General features: G+C 62.2%; 19 protein-coding genes. 10 read left to right on the top strand and 9 right to left on the bottom strand.

All coding sequences use genetic code 11. The annotated features are described in order from the left end of the window. The first annotated feature begins 31 nt into the window (after positions 1-31). Positions 32-493 (top strand): Rrf2 family transcriptional regulator, encoded by a 462-nt coding sequence (locus DFO46_RS14545; protein ID WP_120277785.1) that lies wholly within the window; start codon positions 32-34, stop codon positions 491-493. A 34-nt stretch (positions 494-527) separates the two neighbouring features. Beyond that, positions 528-1,409 carry a LysR family transcriptional regulator gene (locus DFO46_RS14550; RefSeq protein ID WP_120277786.1) on the top strand — a complete coding sequence of 294 codons (882 nt, stop codon included), beginning with the start codon at positions 528-530 and terminating at the stop codon, positions 1,407-1,409. Positions 1,410-1,432: 23 nt separating this feature from the next. Here DFO46_RS14550 and DFO46_RS14555 read toward each other — a convergent pair whose 3' ends face one another. From DFO46_RS14555 to DFO46_RS14565, 3 genes are read right to left on the bottom strand one after another with little or no spacing between them, the layout of a single operon-like run. Further along, positions 1,433-2,029, bottom strand: a complete 597-nt coding sequence (locus tag DFO46_RS14555) for a DUF1007 family protein (RefSeq protein ID WP_120277787.1) — start codon at positions 2,027-2,029, stop codon at positions 1,433-1,435. Further along, positions 2,029-2,739, bottom strand: coding sequence for a hypothetical protein (locus DFO46_RS14560; RefSeq protein ID WP_120277788.1), 711 nt, complete (start codon positions 2,737-2,739; stop codon positions 2,029-2,031). Before DFO46_RS14560 ends, DFO46_RS14555 begins: the two co-directional genes overlap by 1 nt. Beyond that, the gene (locus tag DFO46_RS14565; protein ID WP_120277789.1) at positions 2,739-3,329 is read right to left on the bottom strand and encodes a HupE/UreJ family protein; all 591 of its coding nucleotides are present in this window, start codon (positions 3,327-3,329) and stop codon (positions 2,739-2,741) included. Before DFO46_RS14565 ends, DFO46_RS14560 begins: the two co-directional genes overlap by 1 nt. Positions 3,330-3,516: 187 nt before the next feature. Here DFO46_RS14565 and DFO46_RS14570 point away from each other — a divergent pair, with 187 nt between their 5' ends. Further along, complete coding sequence (locus DFO46_RS14570) at positions 3,517-4,146, top strand: HupE/UreJ family protein (protein ID WP_110789896.1); 630 nt, start codon at positions 3,517-3,519, stop codon at positions 4,144-4,146. 174 nt (positions 4,147-4,320) lie between these two features. Continuing rightward, the gene (locus DFO46_RS14575) at positions 4,321-5,424 is read left to right on the top strand and encodes a branched-chain amino acid aminotransferase (protein WP_120277790.1); all 1,104 of its coding nucleotides are present in this window, start codon (positions 4,321-4,323) and stop codon (positions 5,422-5,424) included. A gap of 108 nt (positions 5,425-5,532) precedes the next feature. On the opposite strand, the gene DFO46_RS14580 is transcribed toward DFO46_RS14575, so the two are convergent. Beyond that, entirely contained in the window at positions 5,533-5,778 is a 246-nt protein-coding gene (locus DFO46_RS14580) for a hypothetical protein (RefSeq protein WP_062276298.1), read from the bottom strand. A 160-nt stretch (positions 5,779-5,938) separates the two neighbouring features. Next, positions 5,939-7,228, bottom strand: coding sequence for an isocitrate lyase (aceA, locus tag DFO46_RS14585; protein ID WP_120277791.1), 1,290 nt, complete (start codon positions 7,226-7,228; stop codon positions 5,939-5,941). Between the two features lie 237 nt (positions 7,229-7,465). On the opposite strand from aceA, the gene DFO46_RS14590 reads away from it, so the two are divergent. From DFO46_RS14590 to DFO46_RS14610, 5 genes are all read left to right on the top strand, one after another. Further along, the gene (locus DFO46_RS14590) at positions 7,466-8,893 is read left to right on the top strand and encodes an XRE family transcriptional regulator (protein WP_120277792.1); all 1,428 of its coding nucleotides are present in this window, start codon (positions 7,466-7,468) and stop codon (positions 8,891-8,893) included. Positions 8,894-9,041: 148 nt separating this feature from the next. Then, on the top strand, positions 9,042-10,142 hold the full coding sequence (locus tag DFO46_RS14595) for a polyamine ABC transporter substrate-binding protein (RefSeq protein ID WP_110789901.1): 1,101 nt from the start codon (positions 9,042-9,044) through the stop codon (positions 10,140-10,142). Positions 10,143-10,232: 90 nt separating this feature from the next. Next, complete coding sequence (locus DFO46_RS14600; protein ID WP_120277793.1) at positions 10,233-11,387, top strand: ABC transporter ATP-binding protein; 1,155 nt, start codon at positions 10,233-10,235, stop codon at positions 11,385-11,387. Positions 11,388-11,397: 10 nt separating this feature from the next. Further along, entirely contained in the window at positions 11,398-12,306 is a 909-nt protein-coding gene (locus tag DFO46_RS14605; protein WP_120277794.1) for an ABC transporter permease subunit, read from the top strand. 9 nt (positions 12,307-12,315) lie between these two features. Then, positions 12,316-13,137 (top strand): ABC transporter permease, encoded by an 822-nt coding sequence (locus tag DFO46_RS14610; RefSeq protein WP_110789904.1) that lies wholly within the window; start codon positions 12,316-12,318, stop codon positions 13,135-13,137. A gap of 31 nt (positions 13,138-13,168) precedes the next feature. Here the strand turns inward: DFO46_RS14610 and DFO46_RS14615 are convergent, their stop codons facing one another. Both DFO46_RS14615 and DFO46_RS14620 read right to left on the bottom strand, forming a co-directional pair. Continuing rightward, positions 13,169-13,411 carry a hypothetical protein gene (locus DFO46_RS14615; protein WP_165826133.1) on the bottom strand — a complete coding sequence of 81 codons (243 nt, stop codon included), beginning with the start codon at positions 13,409-13,411 and terminating at the stop codon, positions 13,169-13,171. A gap of 89 nt (positions 13,412-13,500) precedes the next feature. Beyond that, entirely contained in the window at positions 13,501-15,372 is a 1,872-nt protein-coding gene (locus DFO46_RS14620; protein WP_120277795.1) for an AsmA family protein, read from the bottom strand. Positions 15,373-15,537: 165 nt separating this feature from the next. Here DFO46_RS14620 and DFO46_RS14625 point away from each other — a divergent pair, with 165 nt between their 5' ends. Further along, positions 15,538-17,487 carry an acetoacetate--CoA ligase gene (locus tag DFO46_RS14625; RefSeq protein WP_120277796.1) on the top strand — a complete coding sequence of 650 codons (1,950 nt, stop codon included), beginning with the start codon at positions 15,538-15,540 and terminating at the stop codon, positions 17,485-17,487. 238 nt (positions 17,488-17,725) lie between these two features. Here the strand turns inward: DFO46_RS14625 and DFO46_RS14630 are convergent, their stop codons facing one another. After that, positions 17,726-19,300 (bottom strand): iron ABC transporter permease, encoded by a 1,575-nt coding sequence (locus DFO46_RS14630; protein WP_120278266.1) that lies wholly within the window; start codon positions 19,298-19,300, stop codon positions 17,726-17,728. A gap of 176 nt (positions 19,301-19,476) precedes the next feature. After that, positions 19,477-20,133: a LysE family translocator gene (locus DFO46_RS14635; protein WP_183041940.1), complete on the bottom strand. Its 657-nt coding sequence runs from the start codon at positions 20,131-20,133 to the stop codon at positions 19,477-19,479. Positions 20,134-20,149 lie beyond the last annotated feature (16 nt).

A 20,149-nucleotide genomic window follows, 5' to 3' on the forward strand; every position in this document is an offset into this window, starting at 1 on the left:
ACGCCTGATCCACTCGAACACGGAGATGACGATGCGTGGGGATAGCCGCCTCTCCCGAATGCTGCATGTGCTGATCCATCTCGGACGCCGGAAGGATGCCGCAACGTCGGAACTGATCGCCAAGATGCTGAACACCAATCCGGTGGTCGTCCGTCGGACCATGGCGGGCTTGCGCGAGCGCGGCTATGTGCAGTCCGAAAAAGGCCATGGCGGCGGCTGGAAGCTGACCAAGGGGCTGGACCAGATCAGTCTTCTCGACGTTTACGAAGCCCTCGATCGGCCGGAGCTCTTCTGTCTCGTTCGGGCCTCCGATCATCCCGGATGCCTTGTCGAGATTTCAGTCAACGAAGCATTGGAGGACGCGCGGCAGGAGGCGGAAGCGCTGCTGCTGTCGCGCTTTGCGACGCTCAAACTCTCGGATATCGCCGGCGACTTCGACAGGCGATTGGCCATGCTGGGCCTTGGCGCCGGTCTGCCGGGGTTCGACGCATGACATCCCTGCACAAAATCCCTCCGGAGATCTTGCCATGAACTGGGACGACGTTCGCATCTTTCTGGCCGTCGCCCGCACGGGCCAGATCCTCGCGGCGTCCCGGCGCCTGGGCCTCAACCACGCAACGCTCTCGCGCCGGCTGACGGCGCTCGAAACGGCCCTGGCCACCCGGCTTTTCATCCGCCGCACCAATGGCTGCGAACTGACCGCCGAGGGCGAGGCATTTCTCGGGTCCGCAGAACGGATGGAAACGGAAATGCTGGAGGTGCAGGCACGCCTCGGGCGGACCGATACGCAGGTTGCGGGCACCGTGCGCATCGGTGCACCCGACGGTTTCGGCGTCTTCTTCCTTGCCTCCCGCCTCGGTGCCCTGATCGAGCGCCATCCCGAACTGAAGATCCAGCTGGTGCCGGTGCCACGCTCGTTCTCGTTGTCGCAGCGCGAGGCGGATATTGCGGTCACGCTGGAGCGGCCGGACCAGGGGCGTCTCGTCTCGTCCAAGCTCGTCGATTACACGCTCGGCCTCTATGCCTCGCGCGCCTATGTCGAGGCGAACGGATTGCCGGCAACGGCGGAGGAACTGAAACGGCACCGGCGGGTGGGTTACGTCGAGGACCTGATCTTCACGCCATCCCTGAATTTTACCGGTGAAGTCATGCGCGACTGGAATGCCGGTTTCGAGATCTCCTCGGCGATCGGCCAGACGGAGGCCGTGCTCGCCGGAGCAGGGGTCGGCATCCTGCACAGCTACATCGCACGACAGCATGAAAGCCTCGTGCGGGTGATGCCCGACATCACGATCCGTCGCGCCTACTGGACGACCTTTCATGAAAGTGCGCGGGAACTGGTGCGCGTGCGGGCCGTAGTGAAGTTCCTGCAAGAGGCCGTCGAGCGGGATCGCGGGATCTTCGACTGAGGCCGGGCCACCGGCCCCGCCGGTTATCGGCAGGTCAGCGTGACCAGGCTCGGGGTGACCAGACCGCCGAAATAGGCCTCGTCCGGGCGCGCCTCGATGCTTGTAGAACAAGCACCTTCGACGTCGGGCGTGACGATTGCCGGCATGTTCGGATCCGGTCGGAATGCGATGACGAGGTCACGGTCGCGTAGGAGAACGCCGACGGTGGAAGCCCGGATTTCGGGTGGCTCTGGAAAACGGTAATCGAGCCGTAACCCAAGATATCCGTCATGCAGCTGCAGATCCGAGATCGCCGGTTCCGGAAGGGAGAGGCTTCGACCATCGAGCCGCAGTTCGGTATAGGCGTTGCGCTCCGCGAGGCGCGGCAGAAGTTCATCTGCCAGCAGGCTCACCTCAGCCTCGGACAGCAAGCCGTCTCGATCGGCATCGAAGCGGGCCAGCAGGCGGGCGCTGGTCGCGGCGTCGAAGGCGAGGCGTTCCGTGAGAGTTGTCAACCGGGTGCCCTCCAGCGCGAAGATCAGGCGGACAGAGGCTGCAATATCGGGGTGAGCCGCGACGGCACCAGCCAGCCCGAACACGACGGAAGAGATTGCTGCGAAGATCGGCAGGCTGCGCATCATCAGACCGGCTCCGCCAGTGTTTCGGGTCCACCCGCATGGGTGCCGACGTTCTCCTCGAAGGGGATCTCGGGGAAGGGTGGCGGTGTCAGGCCGCCGTCGCGCCCGGCCACATAGGCCCCGCCATAGAGAAGGGCAACGGCGAGCATCCAGCTTCCGAGAATTCGGGAGGCAGTTTGCAGGACAGGATGGGGAAAATGCGCCACGGGCCAGGCGACCGCCGCGAGGATGGAGACCTGCAACGCGATGGCCGTTTCGAGATAATGCCGGGCAAAGAGGGCGGGATCGCCGAGTCGGGTGGCAATCGCAAGTGCGGCTGCAATCACCGGCAGTAGCGGCAGGGCGACAGGCGCTCGCATGGCTGGCGGGAGGATCAGGATAAGACCAGTCAGGGCGCAGGCAATCGGCCCGGCGAGAAACAGGTGGGCGGCCGCGCCCGGAACCGGCGCCAAGAGGATATAAAACGCCTCGCGGAACAGAAGGCCGATTGCCGCTCCAAGGACGATGGCGACCAAGGCCCAGACACGCTGGGCCTGCGCCAGCTGTCCAAGCACGACCGCGACGCCAACCAAAGGCAGCAGCAATTCGACGGTGAGGATGGCGGCAAAGGCGGACGAGCCGTTCTGCATTCCGGAGGCCAGCAAGACAGCGAAGACCAGCACGGCCAATGCCGGCACGATCAGCGGAACCAGCCGGGATGGCGTGACAGACATCAGGCGACGAGGAAATAGACGCCGCCGAGGCCGATCAGGCCGCCGAGTGCGCGGGCAAGCTGGCCGCCATGCAGACGCTGGAAGCCGAGGCCGACGGCAATGCCGGCGAGATGGATGAGGCCCGTGGCGACGACGAAGCCGAAGGCATAATCGGCGGGATCAGCGGCATTCGGGAGTTCGGCGCCATGGGCATAACCATGGAAGATGGCGAAGACGCCGATGACGACGAGGGCCAGCCATTCCGGCGGACGCCAGAGGCAGGCGATGGCGGCACCCAACACGATGATCGAGAGTGCAATGCCGCTTTCGACGGCGGGAAGCGGGATGCCGGCAATGCCCATCATGCCGCCCGCGACCATGATCAACGGAAAGGCGATCGGCAGGCTCCAGACCGAGCGACCGCCCATCTGGGCACCCCAGAGACCGACGCAGCACATGGCCAGCATGTGATCGAGCCCGGAGAGCGGGTGTTCGAAACCATGCAGGAAACCGCCCCCCTCACCCACCAGCACATGGGCCTCTGCCACCGTCGGCAGCGCGAAAAGAAGTGCGGCGAGCATGAGATGAGGAAGGAGGCGAATGGACGGCATAGAAATCTCCAAATTGGGCGGGGAAGGCTGAAACCAGATTTGCGGCAAAATCGCGATGAGGCAGAAGCGAAGCATCGTGCCGCCACGACTATATCCGAATCGCGCGAAACTGTAGATGGGCAATGGTGGTTGCGACCCTGTCGACCCGACGGGCGCTGCCACCGAGACACGACATCGGAGCGGGATGATGGACAGACTATCCAGCAAGGCGGCCCCAACGCGGCAGAGCCTCGCGGCTGCCGGACTGGCAGTCGCATTTCTTTTCATTCCCTCGCTCGCCCAGGCGCATGTGATGGATGGCCCGCTCGGTGGCTTCGGTTCCGGTTTCGGCCACCCGCTGGCGGGGCCGGACCATTTCCTCGCCATGCTGGCGGTTGGCCTTTGGGGCGCGCAGATGGGCGGGCGCTCCGTCTGGACGCTGCCGGCCACCTTCCCGCTGGTCATGTGCATTGGCGGCGTTGCCGGGATGCTGGAGATCCTGCCATCCGGCATCGTGCAGGCCGGGATCGCCATCTCGGTGCTGGCGCTGGGGGCAGCGATCGCTGCGGCCTGGAAGGCCCCGGAATGGCTGGCGCTGGCGCTGATCTCCGCCTTTGCCATCCTGCATGGCATCCCGCATGGCGTGCTTGCTCCGCGCGCCAGCGATCCGGCGGCCTTCACCGTCGGCTTCGTCGTTTCGACCGGTGTCATCCACGTGGTCGGGATCGGCATCGGCGCTGCGCTGAAGCCGATCGCCCAGGGAAAATTGGTGCAGGCAATCGGTGCTGCGATCGCGCTTGCCGGTGTCTGGTTCCTGCTGGCACTCGTCACCGGCTGAACCGCGGGCTTCCAGATGGCTGCAGCCCCTGCCCACACGCGCATTTTGCTGCATTGCAGCCATACGGTTTCAGTTGACAAATGGACGCGGAACCGCACAAACCACGGCATCGGCCGGCCGGAGCCATTTCGGTGCGGCCCCGCGAAACCGTGAACATCCAGGCACAGGCTTTTCATGACCACGAATACCGCACAGCTCGACTTCCATATCGTTCCCAATGCCTCTCCCATGCCTGAAGCCGAGCGGCTGGCGGCCTTCGAAAACCTGGGCTTCGGCACGCTGTTCACCGACCATATGGCCGTGGTGCAGTGGCACGCCGACAAGGGCTGGCATTCGGCCGAAGTGAAGGCCCGCGGCCCGTTCCAGATCGACCCGGCCGCGAGCGTGCTGCATTACGCGCAGGAAATCTTCGAAGGCATGAAGGCCTACAAGGGCGCGGACGGCCGCATCACCCTGTTCCGCCCGGAAGAAAATGCCCGCCGCTTCAACCGCTCGGCCGAGCGCATGGCGATGCCGGAAATCCCGGAAGAGCTGTTCCTCAAGGCTGTCGAGGAACTGGTGAAGATCGACGCCAAGTGGGTGCCGGAAGGCGAAGGCAGCCTCTATCTGCGCCCCTTCATGTTTGCGAGCGAGACCTTCCTCGGCGTGCGCCCCTCGCGCGAATATATCTTCAGCGTCATCGCCTCGCCGGTCGGCCCCTATTTCAAGGGTGGCAGCAAGCCAGTCACTCTGTGGGTCAGCGAACACTACACGCGTGCCGCCCCCGGCGGCACCGGTGCGGCCAAATGCGGCGGCAATTATGCAGCGAGCCTGCTTGCCCAGAAGGAAGCTTCCAGCCGCGGTTGCGATCAGGTCGTTTTCCTCGACGCTGCCGAACACAAGTGGATCGAAGAACTGGGCGGCATGAACGTCTTCTTCGTCATGGATGACAGCACGGTCGTCACCCCGCCGCTCTCGGGCACGATCCTGCCGGGCATCACCCGCAACTCGATCATCAAGCTTGCCGGCGACAACGGCTTGAAGGTCATCGAGCGCCCCTATTCCTTCGACGAGTGGATGGCGGATGCCAAGAGCGGCAAGCTGCGCGAGGCCTTTGCCTGCGGCACGGCCGCCGTGGTCGCCGCGATCGGGACGGTGCGCCATCCGGAGGGTGAGTTCGTTATCGGCAATGCAGGCACCGGCATGGAAACGGAAAAGCTGCGCAATCAGCTGACCGGCATCCAGCGTGGCACGGTGGCCGATCCCTATGGCTGGGTGAAGGACGTCACCCGCCTCTAAGGGTACACACAAAAAAGCCGCACAGCGATCCTCCTCACGGGAGAGGCGATCACTGTGCGGTTCCAATCCGGAGGTCAGGGGCCGGACAGGGGATCTCGTGTCTCAGGATCAGGCCGCGTGGCTGCCCTGGGTCACGATTACGGGGATCAGGAGATCACCCCAGTTGCCGTCACCGCCATGGTGACGGGCCGAGCGGACGAGTTCGACCGAGACGCCAGCATCGACGGCCTTCATGATCGAGTGGTTGAGACGGTGCAGGTCGTTGGCCAGCATGCGGATCATCGCCTGCTGATCGGTGCTCATGGCCGAGGACTGTTCTTCGGCGCGTTCCTTGACTCGGGTCTGGGGTGTCATCGCATTTCTCCTCTTGGTGTCAGGGGTTTTTGAAGTCACCTCCCCCTTCGCGGGGGAGGTCGCAGCGTACTGCGGGTGGGGGTGAACCTTTGATGATTGCGGTGGTCACCCCACCCCGGCGCTGCGTGCCGACCCTCCCCCTCAAGGGAGGGTGCGATCCTTACTCGGCCGCCGGCTTGAACTGCTCGGTTTCGGTCGATTCCTTCATCGCGGTCGTCGAGGACTGGCCGGCGGTGATGGCGAGCGACACGGCGTCGAAATAGCCGGTGCCGACTTCGCGCTGGTGCTTGGTCGCGGTGTAACCGTTGACTTCCGCCGCGAATTCCGCCTCCTGCAGCTCCGAATAGGCCGCCATCTGGCGATCCTTGTAACCGCGCGCCAGTTCGAACATGCCGTAGTTCAGCTGATGGAAGCCCGCGAGCGTGATGAACTGGAACTTGTAGCCCATGGCACCCAGCTCCTTCTGGAACTTGGCGATCGTCGCGTCGTCGAGATGCTTCTTCCAATTGAAGGACGGCGAGCAGTTGTAGGCGAGCTTCTTGCCCGGATGGACCTTGTGCACCGCCTCGGCAAACTTGCGGGCCTGTTCCAGATCCGGCTTGCCGGTCTCCATCCAGATCATGTCGCAGTGCGGCGCATAGGCGATCGCACGGGCGATGCAGGGCTCGATGCCGTTCTTGACCTGGTAGAAGCCTTCCGCCGTGCGCCCGGCATCGTAATCGACGAAGGGCTGGTCGCGTTCGTCGATGTCTGAGGTCAGGAGCTTTGCGGCTTCCGCATCGGTACGGGCAACGATCAGCGTCGGCACGCCCATGACGTCAGCGGCAAGACGGGCAGCCGTCAAGTTGCGGATATGGGCCTGGGTCGGGATCAGAACCTTGCCGCCGAGATGGCCGCACTTCTTTTCCGAGGCGAGCTGGTCTTCGAAGTGAACGCCAGCAGCACCGGCTTCGATGAAGGCCTTCATGATCTCGAAGGCGTTGAGCGGGCCACCGAAGCCGGCTTCCGCGTCAGCGACGATCGGGGCAAACCAAGTGTCGACCGACAGGCCCTTGCCTTCCTGGGTTTCGATCTGGTCAGCACGCTGCAGCGTCTTGTTGATGCGCTTGGCAAGCTCCGGTGCAGCATTGGCCGGATAGAGCGACTGGTCCGGATACATGGCAGAAGCCGTATTGGCGTCAGCGGCAACCTGCCAGCCGGAGAGATAGATGGCCTTCAGGCCGGCGCGCACCATCTGCATGGCCTGGTTGCCGGAGAGAGCGCCGAGTGCGTTGATGAAGGGCTCTTCGTTGATCAGCTTCCAGAGGCGGTTCGCGCCCATTTCGGCGAGCGTGTACTTGATCTCGACCGAGCCGCGCAGGCGCTTCACGTCTTCTGCAGTATAGGGACGATCGATGCCGTCATAACGGCCCTTCGGGGCATTCGGAACGAGATTGTAAAATTCAGTCATGACGTGTCTCCCTGTCACTGCTCGGCGCGGGCAAGCGAAACTTTCGAGTTTTTCTTGGCCGCTTTTGATGTGACTAGATTTACACCGCACCGCAAAACAGGGCTAGAAAATTCGATAAAACAACGGTATGAAAGAGGTCAGGCTGTCTTGCCTTTGACAGGAGTGCAATGTAAATTTGTAAAGTTAGTCAAATAGCCTCAGAGGCAATCGGCGCCCTCTTTTGTAAGGATCTGTAAATTGGCGGAGCGCAAAATCTTTGCAGGACCCCGGGTGCGGCGCATTCGCAACGGGTTGGGCCTGACCCAGACGGCCATGGCGGAGGCGCTGGAGATCTCGCCGTCCTATCTCAATCTCATCGAACGCAACCAGCGACCACTGACCGTTCAACTGCTCCTGAAGCTCGCCTCTGTCTATAAGGTGGATCTCGACGAACTGCAGGGCGAGGCCGGCGGCACGGCCAGCCAATTGCGCGAGGTCTTTGCCGACCCGTTGCTGTCGGGCGAACTGCCCGGCGATCAGGAACTGATCGAGGTGGCGGAGGCCGCCCCCAATGCGGCGAGCGGCATCATCAAGCTCTACCGCGCCTATCGCGAACAGGCGGCGCGGCTTTCCGACCTTGCCGATCTTCTCGCGCGCGAGGGGCACCAGACGTCGCTGTCCGGCGCGCGCCTGCCAATCGACGAGGTGCGGGAGGCCTTCGAGCGCCGGGCGAACTATTTCAACCGTCTGGACGAAGCTGCGGAAGCTTTTCATGCCAGCCTGGGGCTTACGGCGGGCGACGATCTGGCGGTCGCCCTGAAATCCTGGTTGCGCAACACGCACGGGATCGTGGTTCGCGCGCTTCCTGTGCAGACGATGCCATCGCTGCGGCGACGCTATGACCGTCACTCCATGCGGCTCTTCCTGTCCGAACGGCTGTCCGCCTTCGACCAGTTGCGGGAGGTGGCGATGGAAGTCGCCTTGCTGGCACTGGGGGAGGTTGTGCAAGCCGAGCTGGAGGCGCTTGAACTGAGCTCCGGCGAAGCGCGGCGGCTCGGTCGCTTCGAACTGGCGCGCTATGGCGCACATGCCCTGATGATGCCCTATGGCACGTTCCTGTCCGCAGCGATCCGCGCGCGTTATGACATCGACATCCTGCGGGCGCGCTTCAACGTCTCCTTCGAACAGGCCGCCAACAGGCTCACCATGCTGCAGCGACCGAGCGCCGCCGGTCTGCCTTTCTTCATGATGGAGGTGGATAATGCCGGCAACCGCTTCCGGCGGTCGGGTGCACAGGGTTATCCGCATTCGAAGTTCGGTGGCGCCTGCCCCAAGCTCAATGTGCACGCGGCCTTTGCCCAGCCGGGACAGGTTCTGGTCGAGCAGGTCGAGATGCCGGATGGCGCAGGCTTTCTGACGATATCGCGCACCCTGGAGGGGCCGCAGGCGGGGTTCGGCGAGCGGATCCGCCGCACCGCCATGCTGGTCGCCTGCGACATTGCCCATCGCGACGACGTGGCCTATGCGGCCGCCCTGCCCGACCGGACCGTCGCGCCGATCGGCATCGGCGCGGCCTGCCGTCTGTGCGAGAGATCCGGCTGTCTGGCTCGCGCCGAGCCACCGCTGACGCGGCCGCTCGGCCTCGATGAAATGGTCACCGGGCTCTCAGCCTTCGATTTTCAATGAACGATTAGCTTCGCTGACAAGACGCCCACTGCCTTCGCGTCCGCGAAGAATTTTGCTTGTCGCACGTCCAATTCCTTTCTAGTCTCTTAAAAAATAACGGGAATGGCATCGGGGGCTCTCGCTCCCCAAGGCTGGAACAGGAGAAAAAATGAAGGCTCATTTCATCCGTACGGCGTCAGTGGCCCTGGCGACGATCTTCATCACATCGGCTGTCCAGGCGCAGGAGCGCGTCGTACACGTCTATAACTGGTCGGACTATATCGACGAGTCGGTGCTGCAGGAATTCACCAAGGAAACCGGCATCAAGGTGGTCTACGACGTGTTCGATTCCAACGAGCTGCTCGAGACCAAGCTGCTTGCTGGTGGATCCGGCTATGACGTGGTCGTGCCGACCGCGCCCTTCCTGGCACGCCAGATCCAGGCCGGCGTGTTCCAGAAGCTCGACAAGGCGAAGCTGCCCAACCTGAAGAACATGTGGCCGGAAGTGTCCGAGCGTCTGGCGAAATACGATCCCGGCAACGAATATGCCGTGAACTACATGTGGGGCACCACCGGCATCGGCTACAACGTCGCCAAGGTGAAGGAAGTTCTGGGCGCCGATTTCAAGGTCGATAGCTGGGATGCGGTGTTCAAGCCTGAAAACGCCGAAAAACTGGCAAAGTGCGGTCTCAACATCCTTGACGCCTCCGACGAGACCTTCGCGATTGCCATGAACTATGCCGGCAAGAACCCGGACAGCAAGGATACTGCCGATCTCGAAGCCGGCGGCGAGGTCTATTCGAAGATCCGTCCTTCGGTCCGTACCTTCAATTCCTCGGCCTATATCGACGATCTCGCCAATGGCGATATCTGCGTCACGATCGGCTGGTCGGGCGACATCCTGCAGGCCAAGGCTCGTGCGGAAGAAGCCAAGAACGGCGTCGAGATCAACTACGTGATCCCGAAGGAAGGCACCTATATGTGGTTCGACAACATGGCCATCCCGGCGGATGCGCAGAATGTTGCCGAGGCGCACGAATTCATCAACTTCATGATGAAGCCCGACGTCATCGCCAAGGCCTCGAACTATGTTCAGTATGCCAACGGCAATCTGGCGTCCCAGGAACTGATCGATCCGTCAGTTCGCAACAATCCGTCAGTCTATCCGCCTGAAGACGTGATGGCAAAACTCTTCACGATCCAGCCTTATGGCCCGAAAGAACAGCGCGTGCTGAACCGGGTCTGGACACAAATCAAGACCGGCAGCTAATTGCCGACACACACATCGCCGGGCGCTCCAAGCGTCCGGCGTTTTACTTCCTGCTTGGGGCAATAATCAAAACACGACTGGGATCGGGTAATGGCGAAGTCATTGGGACCTGTTAAACGCAAATTCTCTCCGTGGACCGAAGCGGACGCCGTGCCGTTCATCCGGTTCGAAAACGTGACCAAACGCTTTGGCGATTTCATCGCCGTCGACAACCTGACACTCGATATCTACGAGCGCGAATTCTTCTCGCTGCTCGGCCCGTCCGGTTGCGGCAAGACGACCCTGATGCGCATGCTGGCCGGCTTCGAACAGCCGACATCGGGTCGCATCCTGCTGCAGGGCAAGGACCTTGCCGGCACACCGCCCTACAAGCGTCCGACCAACATGATGTTCCAGTCCTATGCGCTCTTCCCGCATATGACGGTGGAGAAGAACATCGCGTTCGGCCTGGAGCAGGACAACCTGCCAAAAGGCGAGATCGATGCCCGCGTTCAGGAAATGCTGAAGCTCGTCAAGCTGGAGGCCTTTGCCAAACGCAAGCCGAACCAGCTGTCGGGCGGTCAGCGTCAGCGCGTGGCGCTGGCGCGCTCGCTTGCCAAACGCCCGAAGGTGCTGCTGCTCGACGAACCGCTCGGGGCTCTCGACCGCAAACTGCGCGAAGAGACCCAATTCGAGCTGATGGACATCCAGACCAAGCTTGGCCTTACCTTCCTGATTGTCACCCACGACCAGGAAGAGGCGATGACCGTTTCCGACCGGATCGCGGTCATGGACAAGGGTATCCTTGTCCAGGTGGCAACGCCGGCGGAAATCTACGAGGCGCCGAATTCGCGCTACGTGGCCGACTTCATCGGCGACATCAACATTCTCGAAGGCAAGGTCGCCGCCAAGGAGACCGGCACGGCCGGGGAGCTGGTCAAAGTGGATTGCGACGGCGCGCTGATTGCCGTCGACCAGACCTGTGATGCCAATGTGGGCGACAGCGTCGCGTTCGCCATCCGGCCGGAAAAGGTGCGCATCTCGACTTCCAAGCCCGATGAGGCCACGCCCAACGCGCTTCATGGCGAAGTGTGGGACATCGGATATCTCGGCGACTTTTCAATCTTCATCGTCAAACTGGATGACGGACGCATGTTCCGCGCTGCCCAGGCGAATGTTTCGCGGCTGGTCGACCGACCCATCACCTTTGGCGACATGGTCTGGCTGTCCTGGCCGGGCGATGCCGGCCTCGTTCTGACACGCTGAGGAGGGCGACATGGCCGAACCCGTCGCCGCTTCCACCACATCCGGTCCAGCCCGCTGGCTGGTCGTCATCATCCCCTATCTGTGGATGGTGCTGTTCTTCGTCGCCCCCTTCCTGATCATCGTGAAGATCTCGCTGTCGGACACGGCAATTGCGATGCCGCCCTACGTGCCCTTGCTTGACGGGCTGTCTGCCATCGGCGACTTCTTCCGCCAGCTCGACTTCGAGAACTATACCTTCCTCACGGAAGACCCCCTCTATTTCAACGCCTATGTGTCGTCGCTGCGCATCGCTGCGATCTCGACCCTGCTGCTGCTTCTGATCGGCTATCCGATGGCGCTCGCCATGGCGCGTGCGTCCGTCACCATCCGGCCGACGCTGGTCATGCTGGTCATCCTGCCCTTCTGGACCTCGTTCCTGATCCGCGTCTACGCCTGGATCGGGATCCTGAAACCCGAAGGTCTGCTGACGGCGCTGCTGCATTCGCTCGGCCTCATGGACGAGGGCAATCAGGTGCAGATCTTCCGCACCGAGATCGCCGTCTTCATCGGCATCGTCTATTCCTACCTGCCGTTCATGGTGCTTCCGCTCTATTCGGCCCTCGAAAAGATGGACGGCACGCTGCTCGAGGCTGCCAGCGATCTCGGCTGCCCGCCCTGGAAGGCGTTCTGGAAGATCACCTTCCCGCTCTCTATTCCCGGTGTCATTGCAGGCGCCATGATCTGCTTCATTCCGATCACCGGTGAATTCGTCATCCCGGACCTCCTGGGCGGCGCCCAGACGCTGATGATCGGCAAGACGCTGTGGACCGAGTTCTTCGGTAACCGCGACTGGCCACTTGCCTCGGCGGTCGCTGTCCTCCTTCTCCTGCTTCTGGTGGTTCCGATTGCGATCTTCCAGAACCAGCAGCAGAAAGCGTGAGGTGGACCGATGAAACCTGGTAAATTCGACGCGACGATCCTGACCATCGGCTTCGCCTTCCTCTACATCCCGATCCTGATCCTGGTGATCTACTCGTTCAACGATTCCAAACTGGTCACTGTCTGGGGCGGATTCTCGCTGAAATGGTATGGCGCCATGTGGCAGAACGAGGGCCTGATGAGTGCAGCCTGGGTGACCCTCAGGGTCGGGCTCTTGAGCGCGACCCTCGGTACCATCCTGGGCACGCTCACGGCGCTGGCACTCGTGCGCTACGGCCGGTTTCCCGGCCGGCTGCTGTTTTCCGGCATGGTGTATGCACCGCTCGTCATGCCGGAGGTGATCACCGGCCTTTCGCTGCTGCTACTCTTTGTCGCCATCGGCGTCGACCGCGGCCTCGTGACGGTCGTCATCGCCCATACGACCTTCACCATGTGTTATGTGGCGATCGTCGTGCAGTCGCGACTGCTGACTTTCGATACCAGTCTTGAGGAGGCCGCGCATGATCTCGGCTGCCCGCCGGTCAAGACCTTTTTCAAGATCACTCTGCCGCTTATCCTGCCTGCGGTGATATCCGGCTGGATGCTGGCCTTCACGCTGTCGCTTGATGACCTCGTGATCGCCAGTTTCACCACGGGACCGGGCGCAACGACGCTTCCGATCAAGATCTATTCGCAGGTGCGCCTCGGGGTGACGCCGGAGATCAACGCAGTCTGCACCATCCTGATCGGGATCGTCACGATCGGCGTGATCATCGCGTCGATCGGCACCAAGCAGCGCGAGTTGCAGCGCCAGCGTGATGAACATGTCGCTGCCCGCGGGGTAACGGCCTGAGACTGAAGACGGTTTTCCATTGCCGTCCCGCCTATCCGCGGGGCGGCAACAGCATGTAGGTGAGGAACCACAGCGGAATGATCACGATCGCGCCCATGAGCATTCGTGGGGCGGTCCAGGCAAATGCCGCGACGATGCCATCCTGAATGTCCTGTGCCGTCAGCCCCAAGCCATCGAGCACCGTGCGTGGTGTCAGTCCGAAGAAGGACAGAAGCGTCCCCGCGATCAGCGAGGCCAGCGCCATCTTGATCAAGCCCGAAACGAATGCCTGCACCGTCCGTCCCCCAGACGTTCATCGATTCGACACATAGTAGCGCGTGCCGAACCGAAGTGAACTGTCCTGCTTCTCAAGCCCCCTGTTCTTTATGGGTTTGCAGAGGCTGCGGGCGGAATGGGGGAGATGACGGGATCAGCGAACCCGCCTCCGATGAAGAAGCGTACTGCGCCCTCAGATGGAGCCGATGACGAAGGCGAAAGCTCGCCGATCATCGCCAGCGCCTTTCGGCTATAGGGTATGATGCCGGAGAACGAGAGCGATTGATCCGCGCCGACAAAAACACAGCGCTCGATCTCGGCCGACCCGTTGGCAAATCGTGCCCGCATGTCGAAGCGGTCGAAATCGAGATGCCCCGTGCCCGCTGCACTCAACTGGAAATAGGCCCGGTCGAGCGCGAACCGCCTGATACCATCGACGTCGAAACCTTGCAGCTCGCCGGCATTGGAAGAAATGCGCAGGGTTCCCGACATGGTCTCGATGTTGCGGCGCCAGCCGGCGCCGGTCAGCCGCGCATTGAGATCGATGGAGCCTGTCCCGGCAATGGCCGGCCCGTCCAAAGCGAGCCCTTTGGCCAGGTCACCGAGGCGCGCATCGCTGATCATCACGGCAAGTTCCGCGCCTTCGCTGAATCCATCACCCGTGCCGCTGATCCGGGCGCTGAGAGAACCACCGAGGAACTCGCTGTCAGCGATCACCAGCTTCAGCTGATCTCCACGGCCGATGAGGCTCGCGCCGACATTCTCCAATTCGAACGGTGTCAGCGTGGCGGTGCCGGCAGACAGGCGCAAATCGAAATCGAGCCAGCGTGTCAGGCTCGGCAGGCGCACGTCAGCCCGGTCGCCGATCTCGATCGACAGGGCCTGCAGCAGATCTTCAAGCTCCAGATGATCGAGTGCGAGCGTGCCGCTCAGCATCGGCCGACTGTCGGGCGCTCGGCGAACGGCCAGGAAGCCTTGGCCCCGGCTGTCATTGACGCCGAAATTGAAGTCCTCCAGGCGCCATTCGTCATCCGCCTTGATCAGCCGGGTCTTGAGCGAGGCTTTTTTCCAGCTCTCGGTCCCGGCGACCCGGACGCCGGCGAGCGCTGCGACCGCCGAGACGTCGGTCAGCGACAGCTCGATATCACTGCTGCCGGCAATGCCGTGGCGCAGGTTGACCGCGCCCGCGAACTTGCCCGTCATGCCCGGGACTTCGGCAGACACACTGATCGTGGCATCCTGGCCGCCGATCATCAGCAGCGGCGCGCCCGTTTCCAGTTTCAAGGAGACCGGTGCACCGTCATAGGTGAACGATGCCTTGCCTGAGAGTGCGGATGACAGCTTTGGCCAGTCGATCTCTGCGGTGACGCCACGCGCCTCGAAGTTTCGACCGCTTGCGGCATCCACGAGAAGAACCTCGCCATCGACCACATCCACCGTGCCGACATCGGCATCCATACCCGTTTCGATCTGCTGCCCACCTGCCCCGCTCGGCATGACCGAGCGCACTGCCTCACTCAGGCGTCCCTCGTTGCTCCAGTCGAGCCCTCCATCCGCACCCCGTTCGATGCGGATCTTCGGGCGGACGAATTCGAAGGCGTTGAAGCGCGGCTGGCCGCGGACTGCCGAGAGAAGGCTGAAACTTGCCGAGAGGGCATCTATCTCGCCGAGAATCTGGCGCGACGCCCCCTTTCCACGGCTCACCGTGATACCTGTCAATGTCACCTGCGGCTCCGGCCAGAAGGTGATCTCCGCGACGTCATCGATCGAGACATCGTGCCCCGTCCAACGCGAGACCGCCGACGCCAGTGCGGAGCGCACCAGGGCGCTCGAAACCAGATGGGGGGCCGCCAGCCGAAGACCGATAGAGCCGACGACCAGGATCACAATCGGGACCAGGACGAGCTTCAGCAGGCGGCGCCACTTCGTCCTGTGCGCTGCTCTATCATCCTGTCGCGAAAGACGATCGGCTGATGACATCCATTTTCCTTTGCCGGAACTTTAGGACCGGTTGGCAAGCTTCCTGCGCGATACAGGATTTGGCCTCCTGCTGCAAATGGTCTCGCACCCATTGATGCCGCAAATCCCGCTTCATGTCGCACTGCACTATGCTATAAACCTCAGCCATCTGCGGAGGAGAATTTTATGGAACAAGCCCCCCTTTGGGTCCCGTCGGAGGCATTCAAGGCCGCCCAACCCCTGAGCCATTTCATCGATTGGTGCGAATCCTCTCTTGGGACCTCGTTTGCGGATTATGACAGCTTCCATACATGGTCGACCAGCGATCGGGGTGCATTCTGGTCGGCGGTTTGGGACTATTGCGGCGTTGTCGGAACAAAGGGCGGCATTGCGCTCGCAAACGGTGACGACATGCTGCAGGCACGCTTCTTTCCCGAAGCCCAACTCAACTTCGCAGAGAACCTGCTCGCGCATGCAGGCGACGGCGATGCGCTGATTTTCCGTGGTGAAAACAAGGTCTCAGACCGCTGGAGCTGGCAGAGACTGACCGCCATGGTCTCCCGCCTGCAGCAGGCGATGCAGGCCTTGGGGATCGGCCCGGGGGACCGTATCGCCGCGATGATGCCCAACATGCCCGAAACCATCGCGCTGATGCTGGCTGCCAGTTCGCTCGGCGCCATCTGGTCGTCCTGCTCGCCCGATTTCGGCGAACAGGGCGTTCTGGACCGGTTCGGCCAAATTGAGCCGAGCCTGTTCATCGCCTGTGACGGCTACTGGTACAACGGCAAGCGACAGGATGTCGCCGACAAGGTGGTGGCCGTTGGGGCCAGGCTTGGCGTGCCTGTGCTCATCGTTCCCTATGCCGGAGAGACGGCAGCGCTCGTCGAAAAGCTTCAGGACGGCCGAAGCCTCGAACAGTTCGTCTCGCCGTTTTCCGTCAAGGAGATCATCTACCGCCGCCTGCCTTTCGCCCATCCGCTCTACATCCTCTTCTCGTCCGGGACGACGGGCGTGCCGAAGTGCATCGTGCATTCAGCCGGCGGCACCCTGTTGCAGCATCTGAAGGAACACCGCTTCCACTGCGGTATCAGTGCCGGCGACCGGCTGTTCTATTTCACCACCTGCGGCTGGATGATGTGGAACTGGCTTGCGTCCGGGCTCGCCTGTGGCGCAACGCTCTGCCTCTTCGACGGTTCGCCCTTCTACCCCGATGGCAACGTTCTGTTCGATTATGCGGCTGAGGAACGGTTTGCGATCTTCGGGACCTCCGCCAAATATATCGACGCCGTGCGAAAGGGGGGACTGACGCCGAAGACGACTCATGATCTTTCGAGCCTTCGTCTCATGACCTCGACCGGGTCTCCCTTGTCTCCCGAAGGCTTTTCCTTCGTATATGAGGGGATCAAGGGCGACATCCAGCTTGCCTCGATCTCCGGCGGCACCGATATCGTTTCCTGTTTCGTGCTGGGCAACCCTTTGAAGCCGGTCTGGCGTGGGGAGATCCAGGGGCCGGGGCTGGGCCTTGCCATGGACGTATGGAACGACGAGGGCCAACCGGTGCGTGGCGAGAAGGGTGAGCTGGTCTGCACAAAGGCCTTTCCTTCGATGCCGATCATGTTCTGGAACGACCCTGACGGTGCCAAGTATCATGCTGCCTATTTCGACCGGTTCGACAATGTCTGGTGCCATGGCGATTTTGCCGAATGGACCGAGCATGGCGGGATCATCATCCACGGCCGTTCGGACGCGACGCTCAATCCGGGCGGCGTGCGTATTGGAACGGCGGAGATCTACAATCAGGTCGAACAATTGGACGAGGTGATCGAGGCGATCTGCATCGGACAGGACTTCGAGGACGACGTGCGCGTCATCCTCTTCGTGCGTCTGGCGCCGGGGCTGACGCTCGACGAGGCGCTGGACAAGAAGATCAAGGCGAAGATCCGCACGGGTGCCTCGCCGCGGCACGTGCCGGCGAAGATCATTCAGGTCAGCGACATTCCCCGCACCAAGTCGGGCAAGATCGTGGAACTTGCCGTACGGGAAGTGGTGCATGGCCGTCCGGTGAAGAACAAGGAAGCGCTGGCCAACCCGGACGCGCTCGATCTCTTTGCCAATCTGCCGCAATTGCAGAGTTGACGCGATTGTGTCCCGAAACCGGCCGCCCCGGACATAACACCTCAATTCTAGGGTAGTCCGCGTGCACCGGCAGTAAGGATCTGTTAAGCCGGGTTTGGCAAGACTATCGGCAACTTGGAGACGCACGATGATGTGCGGTCAGAGCCAGCGACGGCTCCGAAGACATGATGTTGATCGCTTTCTTCTCCGGTTCGACAGCATCCACTGCGGGCGGCTTCGGCCGCCCATTTTTTTGTCGTCAGCGCTTGTCGTCCAGCGAACGCGACACGAGCAGTACCGGCACCAACCCAGCGAGAATGATGATGATGGCGGCGACGGCCGCATCTTGCGCCATGCCGCGCGAGGCATCTTCGTAGACGAGTGTCGCCAAGGTATTGAAGTTGAACGGCCGCAACAGGATGGTGGCGGAGAGTTCCTTCAGCGTTTCGATGAACACCAGAAGACCGGCTGTCAGAACGGCTGGCCTCAGATTGGGCAGGAGCACCTGGCGGAGCGTCTGCGGCCCAGATCGTCCGAGCGTGCGAGCGGCCATGTCGAGATGCGGCGACAGCTTCTGGAAACCGGCGTCGATGGTGCCTTCGGCCATGGTGAGGAAACGCACAGTATAGGCATAGACGATGGCAAAACCCGTACCGGACAAGAGAAGCCCGCTGGATATGCCGAATGTCTCACGCAAGAAACCGTCAAACGCGTTGTCGAAGGCAGCCAGCGGGATCAACACGCCGATGCCGAGCACGGTTCCGGGAATGCCGTAGCCGAGGGACGCGAAGCGGCTGGCACCGCGCGCCAGGCGGGAACGCTCGGTGCGGGCCGCATAGGCGAGCACAAAGGCGAGGAAGACCGTGATCAGGGCGGCCGTTGCGGAAATGACGGTCGAGTGCCACAGGGCATCCAGCAGTCTCGGCTGGAGGAAATCTCCCAGGCGCCGAAGGGCAAAACCACCGAGCACGCTCACCGGCACGACGAACCCAAGCAGAATGGGCAAAAGGCAGAACAGGCTCGCCAAGACGCCTTTGGCGCCCCGTAGCTTCAGCCTGACGGCATCGACGACAACGGCAGTCGTCTTGTGGCTGGCAAAACGCTGGCGCTTGCGGGCATGTCTCTCGACAAAGAGCAGAAGCGCCACCAGTGCGAGCATGACGCAGGCGATCTGTGCGGCACCGGCCAGGCTGCCACGGTTGAGCCAGGTGTCGTAGATCGAGAACGTCAGCGTCTGCACGCCGAGATATTCGACTGCGCCGATGTCGTTGAGCGTTTCCATCATCACCAGCGTAAGGCCGATCATGATGGCGGGCTTTGCCATCGGCACCTGGATGCGGGCGAAGACGCGCAAGGGGCTGGCGCCCAGCGTGCGGGCAACATCGGCCGCCGCGCGTCCCTGCATCAGGAACATCGAGCGGCATGCAAGATAGATGTATGGATAGAGCACCGATGACATGACCAGCACGGCACCGCTCAGGGACCTGACTTCGAAGAAGCTGTAGTCGCGCGCCGAGGTGTAGCCGAAAACTCCCCGATACAGCGTTTGCACCGGGCCGGTGAAATCCAGAAATTCGCCGAAGGCATAGGCGGCGAGATAAGACGGGATAGCGAGCGGCAGAACAAGGGCTGGCGAAAGAACGCGGCGGAAGGGAAAATCGCAGGCTGCGACCAGCCAGGCCGTGCCGATGCCGAAGGCGGAGGTGACCAGACCGGTAAACAGCAGCAGCCAGAGCGTGCGCAGACCCGCCTTCGGGATGACATTGGTCAGCATGTGCTGCCAGTTCTCCGGATCGGACGACAGTCCAATGACAAAGATCGCGACGATCGGCATGACGACGACCAGGGCCACGAGCAGGGCCGCCCGGGTGGCGACACCGGTTCGTGTGCGAAGAGACTGGATCGAGGGGGCTGTGCCCGAGCTGGCGTCTGAGTACAAGCTGTCGGCCCTTGCGGATGCGGGAGTGGCTTTCCTCTAGCGCAAAGGCCGGCCGAAGGAAACCGTCCCAATCACCGCAGGGTCAGGCGCGATGCAGAAGAAAGCGTTTCGCCAAGGAGACGCAGACCAAGCGCGCCGATCACCAGACCGGCCAGGCGATCGATGCCCGTCTTCCAGCGCAGATAGACCCGCTGTGCGCGCTCCGCCGAAAAGGCAAAGGCAACAATGGCATACCAGCCCGCCTCGACCAGGAAGATTGCCGGCGGCAGGGCCAGCAGTAGAGCAAGTGGCGGCGTGGCCGGCATCATGGCGGCAAAAATGCTGGCATAAACCACGGCTGTCTTCGGATTGCTGACCTGGGTGGCGAAAGCCAAGCCGAGGCTGCGCCAGGGCGAGGAGAGTTGACCTGCCTCGCCGCCGCTGACGGGTGTCATCGGCACCTTCGCACCCTGCCAGATCCGGATGCCGAGATAGACGAGGTAAAGGCCGCCGGCCAATTTCAACACCAGATAAAGCCATTCCACCTGCTGGAGAAGTGCGACCAGGCCGACAAGGGCCAAGGTCGTGAAGAGCGCGCCGCCAAGTCCCATGCCGATGGCGCAGGCCAGGCCGTGGATGCGCGAATGGGACATGGAGATGCGCGATACCAGCACGAAGCTCGGCCCTGGGCTCATCGCGCCGACGGCGATTGCGAGGAGAATGATGGCGAGAACGCCCATCGTGGTCACAATCAAATCCGCCTTT

The organism is Rhizobium sp. AG855 (assembly GCF_003610655.1).
GTDB classification, from domain to species: Bacteria; Pseudomonadota; Alphaproteobacteria; order Rhizobiales; family Rhizobiaceae; genus Allorhizobium; species Allorhizobium wuzhouense.

What these genes read in the sequence shown, in the direction of transcription:
- DFO46_RS14580 (WP_062276298.1), bottom strand. Translation starts at nt 5,778, where the DNA reads ATGACACCCCAGACCCGAGTCAAGGAACGCGCCGAAGAACAGTCCTCG.
- DFO46_RS14600 (WP_120277793.1), top strand. Translation starts at nt 10,233, where the DNA reads ATGGCGAAGTCATTGGGACCTGTTAAACGCAAATTCTCTCCGTGGACC.
- DFO46_RS14560 (WP_120277788.1), bottom strand. Translation starts at nt 2,739, where the DNA reads ATGTCTGTCACGCCATCCCGGCTGGTTCCGCTGATCGTGCCGGCATTG.
- DFO46_RS14545 (WP_120277785.1), top strand. Translation starts at nt 32, where the DNA reads ATGCGTGGGGATAGCCGCCTCTCCCGAATGCTGCATGTGCTGATCCAT.
- DFO46_RS14595 (WP_110789901.1), top strand. Translation starts at nt 9,042, where the DNA reads ATGAAGGCTCATTTCATCCGTACGGCGTCAGTGGCCCTGGCGACGATC.
- DFO46_RS14625 (WP_120277796.1), top strand. Translation starts at nt 15,538, where the DNA reads ATGGAACAAGCCCCCCTTTGGGTCCCGTCGGAGGCATTCAAGGCCGCC.
- DFO46_RS14550 (WP_120277786.1), top strand. Translation starts at nt 528, where the DNA reads ATGAACTGGGACGACGTTCGCATCTTTCTGGCCGTCGCCCGCACGGGC.
- DFO46_RS14575 (WP_120277790.1), top strand. Translation starts at nt 4,321, where the DNA reads ATGACCACGAATACCGCACAGCTCGACTTCCATATCGTTCCCAATGCC.
- DFO46_RS14620 (WP_120277795.1), bottom strand. Translation starts at nt 15,372, where the DNA reads ATGTCATCAGCCGATCGTCTTTCGCGACAGGATGATAGAGCAGCGCAC.
- DFO46_RS14555 (WP_120277787.1), bottom strand. Translation starts at nt 2,029, where the DNA reads ATGATGCGCAGCCTGCCGATCTTCGCAGCAATCTCTTCCGTCGTGTTC.
- DFO46_RS14570 (WP_110789896.1), top strand. Translation starts at nt 3,517, where the DNA reads ATGGACAGACTATCCAGCAAGGCGGCCCCAACGCGGCAGAGCCTCGCG.
- aceA (WP_120277791.1), bottom strand. Translation starts at nt 7,228, where the DNA reads ATGACTGAATTTTACAATCTCGTTCCGAATGCCCCGAAGGGCCGTTAT.
- DFO46_RS14605 (WP_120277794.1), top strand. Translation starts at nt 11,398, where the DNA reads ATGGCCGAACCCGTCGCCGCTTCCACCACATCCGGTCCAGCCCGCTGG.
- DFO46_RS14610 (WP_110789904.1), top strand. Translation starts at nt 12,316, where the DNA reads ATGAAACCTGGTAAATTCGACGCGACGATCCTGACCATCGGCTTCGCC.
- DFO46_RS14565 (WP_120277789.1), bottom strand. Translation starts at nt 3,329, where the DNA reads ATGCCGTCCATTCGCCTCCTTCCTCATCTCATGCTCGCCGCACTTCTT.
- DFO46_RS14630 (WP_120278266.1), bottom strand. Translation starts at nt 19,300, where the DNA reads ATGCCGATCGTCGCGATCTTTGTCATTGGACTGTCGTCCGATCCGGAG.